Origin of the sequence: Hydrogenophaga sp. PAMC20947, assembly GCF_004795855.1 — a bacterium.
Taxonomy (GTDB): domain Bacteria; phylum Pseudomonadota; class Gammaproteobacteria; order Burkholderiales; family Burkholderiaceae_C; genus Hydrogenophaga.
This window is the reverse complement of record NZ_CP039252.1, coordinates 3,151,995-3,166,929: the sequence shown is the minus strand read 5'-3', so window position 1 is coordinate 3,166,929 and position 14,935 is coordinate 3,151,995. Positions and strand designations below refer to the sequence as shown.

General features: G+C 63.7%; 14 protein-coding genes. 5 read left to right on the top strand and 9 right to left on the bottom strand.

What is annotated here, in order from left to right; genetic code table 11:
- The first annotated feature begins 617 nt into the window (after positions 1-617).
- A complete protein-coding gene (locus tag E5678_RS14360; RefSeq protein WP_136179158.1) occupies positions 618-2,480 on the top strand; it encodes an AMP-binding protein in 1,863 nt (620 codons plus the stop codon).
- A gap of 399 nt (positions 2,481-2,879) precedes the next feature.
- On the opposite strand, the gene E5678_RS14355 is transcribed toward E5678_RS14360, so the two are convergent.
- Both E5678_RS14355 and E5678_RS14350 read right to left on the bottom strand, forming a co-directional pair.
- Positions 2,880-4,121 (bottom strand): PHB depolymerase family esterase, encoded by a 1,242-nt coding sequence (locus E5678_RS14355; RefSeq protein ID WP_247596784.1) that lies wholly within the window; start codon positions 4,119-4,121, stop codon positions 2,880-2,882.
- Positions 4,121-4,546, bottom strand: a complete 426-nt coding sequence (locus E5678_RS14350; RefSeq protein WP_136179157.1) for a CopG family transcriptional regulator — start codon at positions 4,544-4,546, stop codon at positions 4,121-4,123. The genes E5678_RS14355 and E5678_RS14350 overlap by 1 nt, the downstream gene beginning before the upstream one ends.
- Before the next feature lie 578 nt (positions 4,547-5,124).
- On the opposite strand from E5678_RS14350, the gene E5678_RS14345 reads away from it, so the two are divergent.
- Positions 5,125-5,400 carry a hypothetical protein gene (locus E5678_RS14345; protein WP_136179156.1) on the top strand — a complete coding sequence of 92 codons (276 nt, stop codon included), beginning with the start codon at positions 5,125-5,127 and terminating at the stop codon, positions 5,398-5,400.
- A 568-nt stretch (positions 5,401-5,968) separates the two neighbouring features.
- Here the strand turns inward: E5678_RS14345 and E5678_RS14340 are convergent.
- The 7 genes from E5678_RS14340 to E5678_RS14310 all read right to left on the bottom strand — a co-directional run bounded on the left by E5678_RS14340 (position 5,969) and on the right by E5678_RS14310 (position 12,829).
- The gene (locus E5678_RS14340) at positions 5,969-6,385 is read right to left on the bottom strand and encodes a DUF2177 family protein (protein WP_136179155.1); all 417 of its coding nucleotides are present in this window, start codon (positions 6,383-6,385) and stop codon (positions 5,969-5,971) included.
- 585 nt (positions 6,386-6,970) lie between these two features.
- Positions 6,971-9,256, bottom strand: a complete 2,286-nt coding sequence (selD, locus tag E5678_RS14335; RefSeq protein ID WP_136179154.1) for a selenide, water dikinase SelD — start codon at positions 9,254-9,256, stop codon at positions 6,971-6,973.
- Between the two features lie 77 nt (positions 9,257-9,333).
- Entirely contained in the window at positions 9,334-10,116 is a 783-nt protein-coding gene (locus E5678_RS14330; RefSeq protein ID WP_136179153.1) for a YiiX/YebB-like N1pC/P60 family cysteine hydrolase, read from the bottom strand.
- A 26-nt stretch (positions 10,117-10,142) separates the two neighbouring features.
- Complete coding sequence (locus tag E5678_RS14325) at positions 10,143-10,631, bottom strand: DoxX family protein (protein WP_136180794.1); 489 nt, start codon at positions 10,629-10,631, stop codon at positions 10,143-10,145.
- A gap of 85 nt (positions 10,632-10,716) precedes the next feature.
- Positions 10,717-11,499: a DNA-binding domain-containing protein gene (locus E5678_RS14320; RefSeq protein WP_136179152.1), complete on the bottom strand. Its 783-nt coding sequence runs from the start codon at positions 11,497-11,499 to the stop codon at positions 10,717-10,719.
- Positions 11,496-12,470 carry a DUF692 domain-containing protein gene (locus E5678_RS14315; protein ID WP_247596783.1) on the bottom strand — a complete coding sequence of 325 codons (975 nt, stop codon included), beginning with the start codon at positions 12,468-12,470 and terminating at the stop codon, positions 11,496-11,498. Before E5678_RS14315 ends, E5678_RS14320 begins: the two co-directional genes overlap by 4 nt.
- A 38-nt stretch (positions 12,471-12,508) precedes the next feature.
- Positions 12,509-12,829, bottom strand: coding sequence for a DUF2282 domain-containing protein (locus E5678_RS14310; protein WP_136179151.1), 321 nt, complete (start codon positions 12,827-12,829; stop codon positions 12,509-12,511).
- Between the two features lie 351 nt (positions 12,830-13,180).
- Between E5678_RS14310 and E5678_RS14305 the strand changes: the two genes are divergently transcribed.
- Genes E5678_RS14305 through E5678_RS14295 form a run of 3 tightly spaced genes read left to right on the top strand, consistent with a single transcriptional unit; the run spans position 13,181 to position 14,222 of the window.
- On the top strand, positions 13,181-13,378 hold the full coding sequence (locus E5678_RS14305) for a hypothetical protein (RefSeq protein ID WP_136179150.1): 198 nt from the start codon (positions 13,181-13,183) through the stop codon (positions 13,376-13,378).
- Entirely contained in the window at positions 13,375-14,007 is a 633-nt protein-coding gene (locus E5678_RS14300; protein ID WP_136179149.1) for a sigma-70 family RNA polymerase sigma factor, read from the top strand. The genes E5678_RS14305 and E5678_RS14300 overlap by 4 nt, the downstream gene beginning before the upstream one ends.
- Positions 14,001-14,222 (top strand): zf-HC2 domain-containing protein, encoded by a 222-nt coding sequence (locus tag E5678_RS14295; protein ID WP_136179148.1) that lies wholly within the window; start codon positions 14,001-14,003, stop codon positions 14,220-14,222. The genes E5678_RS14300 and E5678_RS14295 overlap by 7 nt, the downstream gene beginning before the upstream one ends.
- The last annotated feature ends 713 nt before the right edge of the window (positions 14,223-14,935 follow it).

Here is a 14,935-nt window from a genome sequence, read left to right as displayed (position 1 = left end):
TTTCGCTGATGCGGCGGCTCGCATTGCCGACGACTGTGAGGCGCTGGTGAAGTCGCCAAGTCAGATGGCGGGTTACTGCGACATGCCTGAGCTCAACACAGAAAGCTTCGCCGAAGACGGCCACTTCCGTACCGGTGATCTGGGCCGTTACGACGCCAATGGTCTCCTGGTATCGGCGGGCCTCGCAAGAAAGCGCGTTTCAAGATGGCCAAAGGCAAGTATGGGGCGCCCGCTCCAATAGAGAACCGGGTGAATGCCCATGGTCTCGGGCCTGGGTCAGAGGGTCCCCTGTGGCATGCTGGCGGTGGCAGCGGAGCCCTGGTCGGTGGAAAATTGGCCAACTGACGCCCACGATGAAGAACACGCGCAGCCGCGTAAAAGCGTCCGTTGCGGCACAGGTAGGCGGCCGGTTCGGGACACCGGGCCCTGTGCCTGGGCCTGAACGCTGGCCAGCACACACGACACCTCACCAAGGGTTACCTGCCAGATCGAGCTGCTTGCGGAGGGGGCACCTGACCGCTGCGCTGTGCTGCACGAGACTCGCTCTGCTGGTATGTGCCCATGGTGAACGCTTCGCTTGAGCGTATCGTCAACTCGATAAAACCTCTGGAGCATCCATGGCCATTTTGAACGACCGCCCCATCCTGGATCGCGAAACCCTGGCGCAATTTGAAGCGGCGATGACGCTGGAGCAGCGTTTGCCCGAGCGCAGCGTGCTGGATGTGTTCACAGGCGCTGCGGCACGTCAGCCCGAGCGCACCGCCATCACCATGTTGATGAGCGGCGCACCCGATGAGCAGCCCCGTCGCGTCAATTACGCTCAGTTGCTGGGCCTGGTTCGGCGCTCGGCCAACCTGTTCGCCAGTGTCGGCGGACCCCGCCCCGGCGTGGCCTACATGCTGCCCTCCCTGATCGAGACCCATGCCACGCTGTGGGGTGCCGAGACGGCCGGCTACGCGGTACCGATCAACTTTCTGCTGCAGGTCGAGCATATTGCAGCGCTGCTGGAAGCGTCCGGCGCACGCATTCTTGTGGCCCTGGGTCCGCACCCCGTACTGGACATCTGGCCAAAAGCCATGGAACTGCGCGAACGCATGCCAGGCCTCACGTTGATCCGTGTAGCGCCACCTGGCACGCCGGCGGAGGAGGGGGTGATCGACTTTCACACCGCTGTAGCGACCCAGCCGGATGACCACCTGGTTTTTGGCGAGCCCGGCAAAGACAACGATGTAGCAGCCTACTTTCACACCGGTGGTACCACCGGCACACCCAAGCTGGTGGCCCACACGCACCGCGGGCAGCTGACCGCCGCACTTGGCGGCGTGGCCATGGGCAACTTCCGCGCCGAGGACGTGCTGACCGGCACCTTCCCGCTCTTCCATGTGGCTGGCACCATTGCCTGCGGCCTGGCCCCCTTTCTGGCGGGCATGGAACTGGTGGTGATGTCGCCGGGCGGATTGAGGACCCCGGCGATGGTCCAGGGGTTCTGGCGTCTGGCGGCGCAATACAAGGCCACGCTGGTGGGCGGCGTTCCGACTTCGATGGGCGCGGTCCTGGAGGTACCGCTGGAAGGCGCCGACATCAGCGCGGTGCGTGCCGGCATCACCGGTGCGGCCTTGTTGCCACCGGCCGTGGGCGCGCGCTTCCGGCAGGTGACGGGTCGCAATATGTTCGAGGTCTACGGCATGACCGAGACGTCTGGCCTGATCGCGTTCGACCCGTTTGCCGGTGCGGGTGCTGCAGGGTCGGTGGGCTGGGCCTTGCCCTACACAAGGGTGGAGGTGCGCCGCCTCGGGGCCGACGGGCTGCTGGGCGATGTGTGCGACACAGGCGAGGTCGGCGTGATCAGCGTTCGGGGGCCTCATGTGTCACCGGGATACCGCAATCCCGACCACAACGCGGGCATCTTCGACAATGGCATGCTCAACACTGGCGATCTTGGCTACACCGATGAGCAAGGCCGCCTCTACATCGCTGGACGCTCCAAAGACCTGATCATCCGCAGCGGCCACAACATCGACCCCGTGATGATCGAGAACGCCATGACCGAACACCCTGCCGTTGCGGTGGCCGCTGCCGTGGGCATGCCCGACGCGTACGCTGGCGAACTGCCGGTGTGCTTTGTGGCCCTGCGCCCGGGCGCCCAAGTGAGCGATGCCGAGTTGCACGCCCATGCGCAGAAGCGGATAGGCGAGCGCCCCGCCTGGCCTAAACATTTCCACATCATCGAGGCGATTCCCGTCACCTCAGTGGGCAAGATTTTCAAGCCCGAGCTGCGCTGCGATGCGGCGGCACGCATGGTGAGGCAATTGCTGAACGAACAGTTCCCGTTGGCCGGTGCGCAGGTGCAGGTCAGCGCTGGGGGACCGCGGGGGATGCGCGTGAGCGTCAGTTTGCCGGAGGCCTCGCGGCCGGTCGCACCCGAGATCCAACAGACCTTGGGTGCCTATCTTTTTGAAGCGCAGGTGCAGGTGCGGTGAGGTCGCGCACACAGCGCGGGGTCGCTCCGGGCCCGCGTGCCAGAGCACCGAACGGGTCGCAAATCGAAGGCGTTGAATCCACTCATCTGCTATTGACTCGTGTGGCAACACCCGGGCGTCTCGCTCAGACCAGGGTCGGTTCCTTCAACACCCCATCCATTTCTCGACCAGGGGTCACTCCGGTCCTGCATATCCCGGATCGCCTCTTGCCCGCTGAGCCCGCGTGTGTGGCAAGAGCCTGTCGATCAAACGACCGCCGGGAACCAGCGCTTGGCCGCCCTTTGAGGTGTGCGGGGCAGCCATATCCCTTGCCCGAGCAATCCGGTCCAGAGCTATCCGGATCGCGCCACAGCCAGGGTTAGGGACAAGCTGCGTGAAAGACAGTGCCAGCAAAGCGGCTCATGCGCCGACCCGAGGGTGTGCCAGGAAGAAGCGAAGCATCTCGGCCGAGGCGTTGACCCCGTTTGCACTGGCGTGGCTTCCCCGCGCATCGCCGCCTGACCATGCGTGGCCCGCGCCATGTAGCACCCAATGCTCGGCCACAACCTGGCCGGAAGCAGCCGGATCAACTGCGCAGGTGCGGGTGTAGCGCTGGCCATCACTGCTCACGCCTTCATCCTGCGTCTGTACCGTGGTGGCGATGCCCTCTGATGCGCCCTGCAACAATTGTGCTGCGTTGCGGTGGTGTACCGTCCTGTCGGCATCACCATGCAGCACGATCATGGGAACGGCCTGTGCCCCGCCATTCGGACGCGGCGCACGCCAGCCTTTGGCGCCGCTTTTCATGGCGGAGAGCGCGCCCATCATGGTGGTGGCAGCACCGGGCGGCAGACCGGAATGCACGCCGACGGCCGCAAACACAGCTGGGTACTGATGGGCCAGCACCGCGGCCATGGCACCGCCGGCCGACAGGCCCGCCACGTAGACACGCTTGGCATCGACGGTCTGCGCGTCTTTAGCGTGCTGCACCATCGCCAGCAGGAGCGCAGGCTCACCTGCATCGGCCTGCTGATCTTCGGGCCGGAACCAGTTCCAGCAACCGTTGGCGTTTGCGGTTTTGCTTTGGGTCGGGTAGAGCACCAGCGCCCCAGCGGCCTCGGCGGTTGCGTTCATGCGGGTGCCACGGGCGAAGTCCTGGGCGTCTTGCGTGCAGCCATGCAGCATCACTATCAGCGGCCGGCCGCCGGTGGGCGCAGTGGTGTGGGGCGTGTACAGAAGGTAAGGATGGCTTACCCCGTGGTGAGTGAACGCCACGCGTTCAAAGCGGCCGGGTTCGCTGGCGCTCGGGGCTGCGGCCTGTGTGCGGGGCTCTGACCGGTGCGCTGATGTGGCTTGCGCAGCCGCGGAGCGAGCGGGCGCCACCGAAGGGCTCCCTGCATGCACGTCAAGCTGGCTCAGCACATCGTGCATGTTGGCGAAACCACGCGCGGCAAGGTCGGACACGCGCGCGCCGGGTTGGGGCTGCATTCGAGTCACCCCCGGCCTGACCGCTGCGGCGTCGCTGCTGTTGCCCATGAGCAGCTCGCTGGCTTCTTGCAATCGGCCTTCGCGAACGAGGGCCAAGGCGTCGGCCATGTTCGGCGGCATGGCTGCGCGGTTGCCGGTCTGCGGCAGGCCCTTCAGGTGGGAGCGGTTCAGCATCACTGGATCCTCCCTTTCAGGGCTTGCTTCACTGAGGGGCTGGCATGGAAGGCGCCGAGCACCGTGACCGACGCAATGGTGGCACTGGCCAACTCAGGCGGCACGTCGTCGTCCACCGTCGCCAGTCCGAGCACCCGAACCTCCAGCGTCTCACCCGCGCGCTGCAGCGACTCAAGGTCGGCACGGGTGAAGCGCTGAAGCCCCAAAATCAGCGCCTTGCGTGACACCACCTGGCGCACCGCTTCCTGCTGGACATGGAGCTGGTTGCGGATGGCGGTGCGAATGAAGTCTGTGCGGTTGCTGTAGAAGCCTTCGGCCACCAGCAGGTCAATGTGGCCCAGATCCACAAAGCCCAGGTTGACGGTCACCTTTTCGGTCTCCGTGGTCTTGGGCCTTGCAGCGATTAATGGCGTAATGTTGCTCATAAAAACTCCCCTTAACATCCACATGGATGGTTCATGGAGTTTATATTACACCAAAACGGCAATATGGATGATTGAACGGATCAGCGAGCTTGGTGGTTGCCCGGGTCGTGGGGCGCGCGTTGATAACGCTCCCCGGGCACACGATTGCGTCGTTTGATCGGGTCCCAGCCGTTTTGGACCAGGAAGTTGGAATGCTTTGAAAGCGCTTCGCTGCGTTCAGCTTGCCCACGCCGTCTGCGGTTTCGATTCGTGTGATGTGGGGGCCAAGGAAGCGCAGGCTGGCTCCCACACTGTGCAGTGCGGCGTGAACGCCGATGGCTGGCCGCAATGGAACCGTCACCCGGGTGGGGCGATGTGGCCATCTGACGGTATAGCCCTGCGCTTTGCCAAGGTTATGTCCTACAAAACCCAGCAGTCTCGCGGCGCAAACTTGGTTTTCCAGGGCTTGGTTTGATGCGCTGCTTCAAATCAATCCGTTTTTCTCGCACATCAAGGAGATTCATCATGGGAAAGTACTTCATCGCATGGCTACTGGGCGTTCCAGCGTTTGCTCTGGTGATTTTTTGGCTGGTGTTCTGATGTCAAACAAGCCCGACTCTGATCCCCAGCCCAGCCGGGGGGCCCCTGAGAAGGGGCAGACGCTGCCCCGTCGCCACCAGCAAGCGGCGCCCCGCTTACCCCATGAGCGAGACGGGTCCAGCGACAGCCATTCAGGCACGAAAGACAAACGGATCGTGCAAGCGGCTCGCGACCTGGAAGACGGTCAACAAGACACCGGCCGCGCTCCCGTCGTGACCCAGCTGGCACGCACCCATTTCCCCGCCCAAGGCTCAGTGGAGAAAGGCACCCCTTGATGGTGGCGCATCCGGCAGGGTGAGCCACCTCGGGTTGTGAATGGTTTTTTTTTCGGGAGCATTCAGCCATGGGCAAGTCAGCAAAGGATCTTGCATCTGGAAGGCGCAAATGCCCTGTGGCGTGGCTGACGGGCCTTCTGGGTATGGGGGGACTGGGCAAAGTGGTGCACACCACAATCTCGGGTTTATGGGCGCCAAGCCTGCTGGACCGCGTCAATAGGACCTTCAACATCGATCGACGCAATCAGTTCTGGGTATCAAACTTCGCGGTGATGCTCACTTGGCAGAGTGGGTTGTAGGCAGCCCTCTTCACCGATGTGTGCGCCCGGCGCATCGTAGGCCAAGGGGTGTGTACCAGGCAGCACGGTTGAATGGCGCATTGCCTCGCCACTGCGGGCTTGGCTCTCAATGTGGGTGCTTTCGCTACGGCGAGCCGTGCGCAGAAGCAGGGATCGAGCCATAGCGAAATACCTGGGGCGACGGGTACGACAACGGCCTGGCGGGAACGATCGGAGGGAGGTGCCAGGCCGGGGTGGTTCAGCGGCGGTCTTGGGCAATCCCCGAACTGCTACTTGGTGGCCGAGGAGGTCGCCCACTGCATGGCTGTGTAAGCAATCACCCCGGCCATGCCGGTCACAAAAGCGCCCCACGTTGCATCCACCAAAGCCAGCTTGAGTGACCATGTCTTAAGGGTGGCCATGTTGGTGAGGTCGTAGACCCCATAGACCACAAGCCCCAACAACGCTGATCGACCGAGTGCCTCTGTCCACCCCGACACGGCGGGTGTGAGAGCGAGCGACAAAACACCCACGGGGTAGAGGACGTAAAAGAGCGCTGCCGGTATCAATTTGAAGTTTTCAGCAGCCACAGGGGCCATCTCTGCCTGATAGAAACTGCGTGCAATGACGCCAAGCCACAAGCCATCGAGCACCCCGACAGCGAGCAGCGCAGCAAGATAGCCCCAAGCATAGGCCACGATGCTCATGCCGTTCGATCGAACGACAGGTATCCATGCCCGCCTGGGCCCACCGGCTTCCCCATGGCGATGGAGCTCATCATCGCGATGAATCGGACACTTGAACCGTCGAGATCTGCCCGCGCATCGCACATCGTCAACATGGCGTGTCGCATCCCTTCGCTCCGGTCACTCAGGGCCTTGCATTCGGGCATTTTTTGAACGTCTACTTTCATCCTTTTGTACCTTCCGTAGGTCGAGCAATGTGGATCGCCAAGACCGCGAATTGGGCGCCTTCATATGCATGAGCTGTATGAAATAGGCGATGCGCCACTTGGCAGCCGGTGTGTCAGACAACATGCGGATTGTGGCCCTTGCCGCCATTGGGGCTGGTCGGTGCGCTGGATGGGGCTTCTTGCGAAGTGCCCGGGGCCGGTGATCGATGCTTCCCGGCCATTGTGGTCATGGCCGCAAGGGATTCCTACCGTCGGGTTCAACGCGCTGTTTGTCGCGGCGCCTGTCAATCAAACGACGTCGAGCCCGAGCCTCATGCACCGTCGGCGCATTTTCAGTGCTGACGCTTGCGTGCAATCGGCACGGGTTTGCGCAGCGGCCTCATGGACGCAGTACCACCGGCTCCAGTGCATCGGTCGCAACGCTGATGCGGCCAATGGCGGCGGTCTGGGCGTAGCCTGCGGCCTTCAGCGCGTCAATGCAATCGGCGGCCCGTTCAGCCGGCACGGTGGCGAGAAGGCCGCCCGCCGTTTGCGGGTCAAACAGCAGCGGATAGCGCGGATCATTCACGAACGCTTCGGCGTTGCGCAGGGCGCGGCGCAGACGCACATTGGCTGGTTGCAGCGAGCTCACAATCCCTGCTTCGACGCACGCGACTGCACCGTCCAGCAAGGGCAACGCGCTGAGCTGCAGCTCGGCGTCTACGCCCGAGGGGCGGGTCATCTCCACCAGATGACCGAGCAGGCCGAAGCCGGTCAGGTCGGTGCAGGCGGTGGCACCGTGCTCACGCAAGATTTGAGCGCCGGCCTGGTTGGACAGCACCATGGATTGCAGGGCCGCCGCTATCCAGCGGCCTTTGGCGGCGTGCCGCGCGTGGGCCGCGAACAGCGTGCCGGTGCCGATGGGTTTGCTCAGCAGCAGCACGTCGCCCGGTCGCATGCCGTCTTTGCGCATGATGCCGTCCATGCCCTCGTCGATCAGGCCGTTGATGGCAAAGCCCAGCGCCAGCTCACGGCCCTCGCCAGTGTGCCCGCCGACCAGGCTGCAACCCGCGGCGTTGAGCACCTCGACCGCGCCGGTCATCATCTGCAGCAGCAAGTCTTCCACCTTGGCCTCCAGGCCCGGCGGTACGGTGGCAATGGCCGTGGCCGACTGCGGCTCGGCGCCCATCGCGAAGATGTCGCCCAGCGCGTGGTTGGCTGCAACCTTGCCAAACAGGTAAGGGTCATCGATGAAGCTGCGGAAAAAATCGACGGTGTGCACCATGGCCTTGCCCGGCGGCACGCGCACCACAGCGGCGTCGTCGGGCGCGTGCAGACCGATCAGCACGTCGTCACGCTGCACCGGCTGCAGGCTGCCCAAGGCGCGGGTCAAAATGCTGGCGCCTACCTTGGCGCCGCAGCCGCCGCAGCGCATGGCAATGGCCGAGATGGCCTGGCGCGATTCTTCCGCGCTCAACGCTAGGCTGCTGGTGGGTGTGGCCCGTGGGGAGGCCTCTTGCGCCATGGCCGGTAGCTCGGTGAACTTGCGCATGAAGCGGCGGTCGATCCAGTCTTTCCAGGTCCATACCCACGCGCCTGCAAAGCCGATTAGGCCGCGCGAGGCCACAGCAAACTGATCTCCGGTAGAGATCAGCGCCAGCCAGCTGCGTTGCGGCTCGTAGGCCACCAGGGGCTGGCCACGCAGGCTCAGTCGCAGGTTCTTCTCCAGTGGCGGGCCCATGCGCACGGCGAACACCCCCGCCTTTTCCAGCGGACGGTCGGTGAATGCCGCCACGTCACCGGCGGCAAAAATCTTGGGGTCTTCCAGCGTCTGCAGCCGGTCGTTCACCTGGATAAAACCGTGTTCGTCGAGCGCCAGACCGGTGCTTTGCAGCCAGGCCGGTCCGCCGGCTTGCGTGACCCACAGGGTCTCGTCGGCATCGAAGGTGCGCCCGTCCTGTGTGTGCAGGCAATCGGGAGAGACTTGCGTCACTTCAGCCCGGGTGTGCACCACCACGTGGCGCTCTTTCAGCACGCGGGCAAAGCGCGCGCGCACCTTGGGGTTGTGTGTCGGCAGGAGGGTCTCGCCCGCCGTGAGCAGCACGAAGTGCAGCAGATCTGGGCTCTTGTTGAGGCTTTGCAGCTCGCGGCGCAGCCGGTACTGCATGGACAGCACCAGCTCCACGCCACCGGCGCCACCGCCCACCACCGCGATGGTGAAGCGGCCGCGCAGGCCCCGCACGCGCTCCAGCAGGCTCAGCCAGCGCTGGTTGAACTGCGCAATCGGCTTGACCGGCACCGCGTGCGCCTGTGCGCCTTCGACCTTTCGCATGTTGGGCGTCGAGCCGGTGTTGATGGAAAGCAGGTCGTACGGCACCGAGGGTCGACCCTTGACATGCACGCGCTGATTGGCCCGATCCAGGCCGACAACCTCCCCTTGGATGAAACGCGCTCCAGCGAACGAAGCCAGGCGACCCAGGTCGATGTGCACGTCGTCAAAGCTGTAGTGGCCCGAGATGTAGCCTGGCAGCATGCCCGAGTAGGGCGTGTCGATGTCGGTGCAGATCAGCGTGATGCGCAGGCCTGGTTCGGGTTGCATGGCGAGCATGCGCAACGCGACCACGTGGCTGTGGCCGCCGCCGACCAGGATCAGGTCGCGCAGGATGGGTTGTTCGGAAGCGTTCATGAAGTTCGGGTGTTGCGGCGAGGCCCATCATAAGAGCGGCCGCCGACTTGTGCGGGACATCTGTCCGACAGCGGCCTTCAGGCGGCTTCGATCGGTGGCTGGTCCCTGTTCCAGTTCAATGTATGAAAGTCAAAGTCCTGATCCAGCGCGGGTTTGATCACTGCGAAATAGGGTGACACATCGAAGTCCCGTGGCGCAAACAGGCTGTGGTGGCGCAGTCGCAGGATTTCGTCGACGCACCCCGGGCAGTCCGGGCTGTCTTTGCTGGTGCTGCTGACCAGCGGCAGTATGGGGTAGTGGATCAGCTGAAATGCCTGGGCAATCAAGGTGGAGCAGATGGCGCGGGTCGGGTCGCCGCTGCCCAGCGACAGCATGCGCCGTCGCCAGCGCAGTGGCACTGGTGGCGTAGGCAGCAGGTAACGGGCCAAGTCCCAGACGTTGCGCAGGTCGTATCGGTGACCCAGACTGGCGACGGCGTAGCCCACCACCAGGGCGGTGTCTGACGCGGTCAGACCGACCGGGCGACAGATGCGTGTGTGGTACGACTCGAACAGGTCGGTCGCCACGCTGCGCACACCTTCGGCAACGTCCGCTTCCACAAAACAGTGTCCCGCGGGAGCCCCCGTTCCCTTCAAGGCATCAGTGCCCACGTAGAGCGCCGCGTGTGACCAGGTCGATTGCGTGAGGAATTTGATGGCGGTGCTGAAACGGCTGTGGCCTTCGACCAGCAGCACATCGCCCGGTTGCAGGGTGGCCAGCAAGCGCTCTGCCCGCATGGGCGGCGCGCTGCCGTGCTGGTGAATCTCTGCAGAGAGGTAGCGCGCCAGCTTTGAGCCGAACCACCCGGAGACCGTGCCCATGATTGAGTGCTGTGTAGGCGAAGCGCTCAGCGGACGCTGCGCTGGGCGATCCAGGCGTCGATGGAGAGCTTGCCCGGGCCATGCGCCATCAGGTATAGCAGCACGGCCGCCCAGGTGCCGTGGGTTGCATAGGCGTCGGGGTAGACGAAGAGCTGGATCACCATCGTCATGCCCAGCAGGCCCAACGCCGACAGGCGGGTGGCCAGACCAAACAGGATGAAGACGGGCAGGATGTGTTCACCGAGGGCGGCCAGGGTGGCGCCCAGCTCGGGTGGCAGGAAGGGCAGCTTGTACTCTTCCTTGAACAGGAACACCGCGTTGTCAGACAGGTGGGGTATGCCCAGCGTGAATTGGCCGCTGACGATGTCGATGGCCAGGCCTTCGATCTTGGTCTGGCCCGATTTCCAGAACACGGCGGCGATGGAGAAGCGGGCGATGAAGGCCAGCAGGGTGTTGGGCAGCTGTCCCATCAGACCGCAGACGGACTGGATCAGCGCGGTCAGGCGCGGCACCATGCCGCCCGTGGCCGCGTCGCCGGATGTGGTGTGTGTGTTCATATTGATCTCCTGGGTTGTTGGGGGGCGAGAAAGGGACCGCGCTTCAGTGAACGTTTCCATGTAAGCCTTGTGCGCTCACCAGCAATTCGTGTCGGATCAACAGCGCCAGCGCCTGCGAGAGATTGAAGGCCGGGTCGGCGCTGAAGGCGTGGTCGATCGCCTCGCCCAGCGCGGCGTGTTCCAGCAAGTGTTCGACCAGGGTGGCCGTGCTGGTGTCTGCCTGCCATACCATCACGTCCAGCCCACTGCGAAAGATCAGGGCTGATTCCGCCTGTGCGAGATCGACTTGTTCCAGTGCGATGCCGCTGTCGGCCTGGTGCGCGGCCCAGACCGACACCGCCGCGTGCTGCGAGCGCAGCAGGTGCAGGCTGGGGGCCAGCCGCAAGCGCAGGCTGGGCAGGGCGTCCGCGTCATGCAGCAGGGTGGCGATAGCGGCTGGGTCCATGGCCGTTGCATCGGCGGCGTGCAAGGCCTGCAGGCGCAGCGTTTCGAGCTGCGCCACGTCGGCCAGGTAGGGCAGACTGGCGGCGGGCGGGAACCGTGCGATGAAGCCAGGCAAGGCATCACCGTACTGGGCCAGCACCCGGGTGCGCGGTGGGTGGGCCCGCACGAAGACCTGCGCCATAGCGCGGAAAAACTCTTCGCCCACCAGTTGCTGGGTCACCAAGAAGGTCTGGGCCAGCGCGTCCACCAGCGAGACAACGACGTTGTTGCGATGGACGGCCAAGCGCCGGACGGGGTCGCTGTGGTTCCATGTGGCGAGGCCGTTGGGCGCGGCGTGCGCGGGGTCCAGCAGGGCCTGTGCCCAAATATGTTGTGTGCTCATGTCACACGCTCCTGCGCCGGGGCATAGCGGGTGATCTTGGCGCGAGGGCAGGGTTTGGCGTGGCCGGCGGCGGTTGCAGCGGCCGCCAGGTACCGTTCGGCCAGACGGGCTTCCTGGCGGAGCACTTCGAACACGGGCAGGTCGTTGTCGCGTTCGATCAGGGTGGGCAGTGGCCCGGTGATCAACAGCGCGGTGTCGTATAGCGCCCAGACCGCCTCAACCACCGGCGACCCGTGGGCGTCGATCAGCAAACGGTCGCCGGCGGAGTCCAGGTCTTCCGCAAAGCCTGCGAGGTGGATTTCGCCAGCTGCATGACAGGGCAGTTCGCAAAGGGATCGCTGGGGATCTCGACCGTGGTTGATGCTGGAAACATAGACGTTGTTGACGTCCAGCAGCAGGCCGCAGCCGGTGCGGTGGATCACCTCGCGCATGAAGTCGCCCTCGCTCCAGGTGGAGCCGATGAACTCCACATAGGTGGACGGGTTCTCCAGCAGCAGGTTGCGACCCAGGCGGCTTTGCACCTGATCGATGTGGTCACACACGCGCTGCAGCGTGGGCAGGTTGTAGGGCAGGGGCAGCAGGTCGTTGAAAAAAACGCCGCCGTGGCTGGACCAGGCCAGGTGTTCGGAAAACAGGGCTGGCTGGTAGCGATCCACCAGTTGGGCCAAGGCATCCAGGTGGCTGGTATCCAGCGGGTCTTCACCCCCGATGGAAAGGCCCACGCCGTGGATGCTGAGGGGATAGGTTTCGCGAATGCGGGTGAGGTGGTGGTGCAGGGGACCACCAGCCACGAGGTAGTTTTCTGCATGCACCTCGAAGAAGCCCACGTCGGGCTGGTGCGCATGAATGTGGGAAAAGTGCTCGGGCTTGAGACCGACACCGGCCCGTTGTGGCAAAGGTCCGCTATCCGCCGGACTGATGTGGGTGCACGCGACCGGCATGGAACCGGCTGTGGGAGCATTGTGGGTCATGGTCATGTCTCCGAGGTCAGGCGGTCGCGCGCAGAAGCTCAGGCTTTTTCCTTGAACTCCTTGAGCTGACCGAAGTCAGTGGGTGACGTGGGCGAGGCGGTCTTTTCGCAGCTGCCTTTGGGCACCAGTGACCAGGCGTTGCCCTGGTAGTCCACCTTGGAGGTGCCAGCGCAGGTGGTGCCGGCGCCGGCTTTGCAGTCGTTCTTGCCCTTGAGGGCTACGCCGAAGCACTTTTCCTTGTCAGCGCTCTGGGCGGCGGCCGGACTGGCCGCCAGCGTCAGCGCGGCGCCCATGGCCAAGGCGAGGGCGGCGCCCGAGGCGATCTGGGCGGCGTTTCGGCGGGTGAAAGAGTGGCTCATGATGATCTCCTGATTCAGTGAGGGTTGGTTTACGGTGGTGCTCGCCAACAAAGTGGGCTTGCATAGATGTAGTCGTTTTCTTGTCGCGATCCTTACACTGGGCTCGTGAACCCCCTCCTCGGCACATCGATACGGCACATGTGCCGGTGGAGACGTATTGCGTCTGTAATGAATGACGCCAGTTCAACGACAAACGCCTTCAACACAGATGGAGTGCGGGTATGGCTTTGAACCTTTTTTGGATGCCGTGGTGCGGCGATTCCGTGCACCCGGTCTTTTGCGGGAGAATCGCGGGGAGGGGCCTGGCGCATCCACAAGGTGCCGCGAAGCAACCCTCAGTCGGAGCCGTTCATGCACAGTTTTTTTGGCACAATTTTTTTCGAACCCATCGCGGTGGGCTGCGTGTGCACCCGGATCAAACCGGGCGAAGCCAACTTGTCCGGTGGGCGCAGTGCGTGGGAGCAGGTGGTGCTGGTTGTTCTGGCTTCCTGCGCTGTGTCCCGCTACAGCGCGGCTCGCGACCAATTGTTGAACAAGGCCGAATCATGAGCGGGGGTGCAAAGAAGCCAGCGGGTTCTCTGGATGTGTTGTCTCAGGCACCTGCGGTGGATCCGACCGAACTCAATGCGTTGCGGGGAAAGATGGTCAAGTTCGCATCCCTGCAGCTGGGGGACCCACAGCTGGCCGAAGACGCGGTGCAGGAGGCTCTGATGGGCGCGTTCAGAAACACGGCGGCCTACGCTGGCAAGGCCAGCCTCAAGACCTGGGTGTTTGCCATCCTGAAGAACAAGATCACCGATATCCTTCGGCAACGTCAGCGCCATCTATCCACACACCAATTGATGGGTGATACCGACGAGGAGGCAGATCTTCTGGAACTGTTCGACCATCACGGTATGTGGGCGTCAGATGAGCGGCCTGCCACCTGGGGCAGCCCGACAGAAACCCTGCAGGAAAAGCAGTTCTGGAAAGTCTTTGAGATGTGCCTGGAGGACCTGCCCGGCCAGCAGGCCAGGGTGTTCATGATGCGCGAGTACGTCGGGCTCGATGCGCGCGAGGTCTGCGCCGAAGTGGGCATCACCTCAACCAACCTGAATGTCATCCTGCATCGGGCGCGACTGCGCCTGCGTGAGTGTCTGGAAGACCACTGGTTTGCGCAGGGGGGTGCACCATGCTGAACTGCCGTGAAGTCACCCGCCTGGTCTCCGAATCACAGGAGCGCAAGCTGTCGGTGGTCGAAAAAATGTCGCTCAACCTGCACCTGATGATGTGTGACGGCTGCAAGAACTTCAGCCTGCATGTCCCCTTTCTGCGCAAGGCCATGAAGGCATATTCCGAGCGCCTGGACGAGGTGATCGATGATCCGGGCGCAGCATCAACTCAACCCGAGTAAGGTACTGATACCGGCGGATTCAGATCGCTGCCCGCCGATGCGGGCGTTCGCCTGCTGCATGGCCGACGGCTGGATGGACACGGGGTGAAGAACTTCCAAGGTGGCCTTGGTCTCGCCCGGGCAAGCGCTCAAGGACAGTGGCTACGCGCCTCGGCTGGCTTTACTGGATGCGGCGCCCAGCCCTCCACCGCGCCTGGGATGGGCTGAACACCTGATCCGGATTTCCAGCGACGCTGAAACGTTTCAAGCGGTGGTTCCTGGTCGGCTCGTTCACCCTGCTGCCGATGGCCATGGTGATCACCATCTTGCATCGCGACGACATCGACGGGGATGCCCTGATTTTTTGCAAGCAGGATCGACCTGTAATAGCCGCAGCCTGAAGGTTATGTGCAGGTCGCGGCCTGCCCAGATGCTGGGTTCTTGCTTGCCATTCAACGCCCTCGCCATGGCGCAGGTGCGACTCCGCACGAACGGCATGGTGTTCATGCAAAGGCATGGCCAGTTGCCACTGCGTCGTGGTGACAGGGCGGGTCAACAGGCACGTTGCCTGGAAATACCCCCATCCCGCGTCCCGCGTCCCGCGTCCCTGTGATTCGGGAGCGGGTGGCATTCTGGCGTGGTGTGACGCTCGAGCCCTTCGGATCGCCTCTGGCCTGCCGAAGTTGCATGGAGCCGTGTGATGGTGTGGTGATGCGAGTGTAAGGATGTGGTGA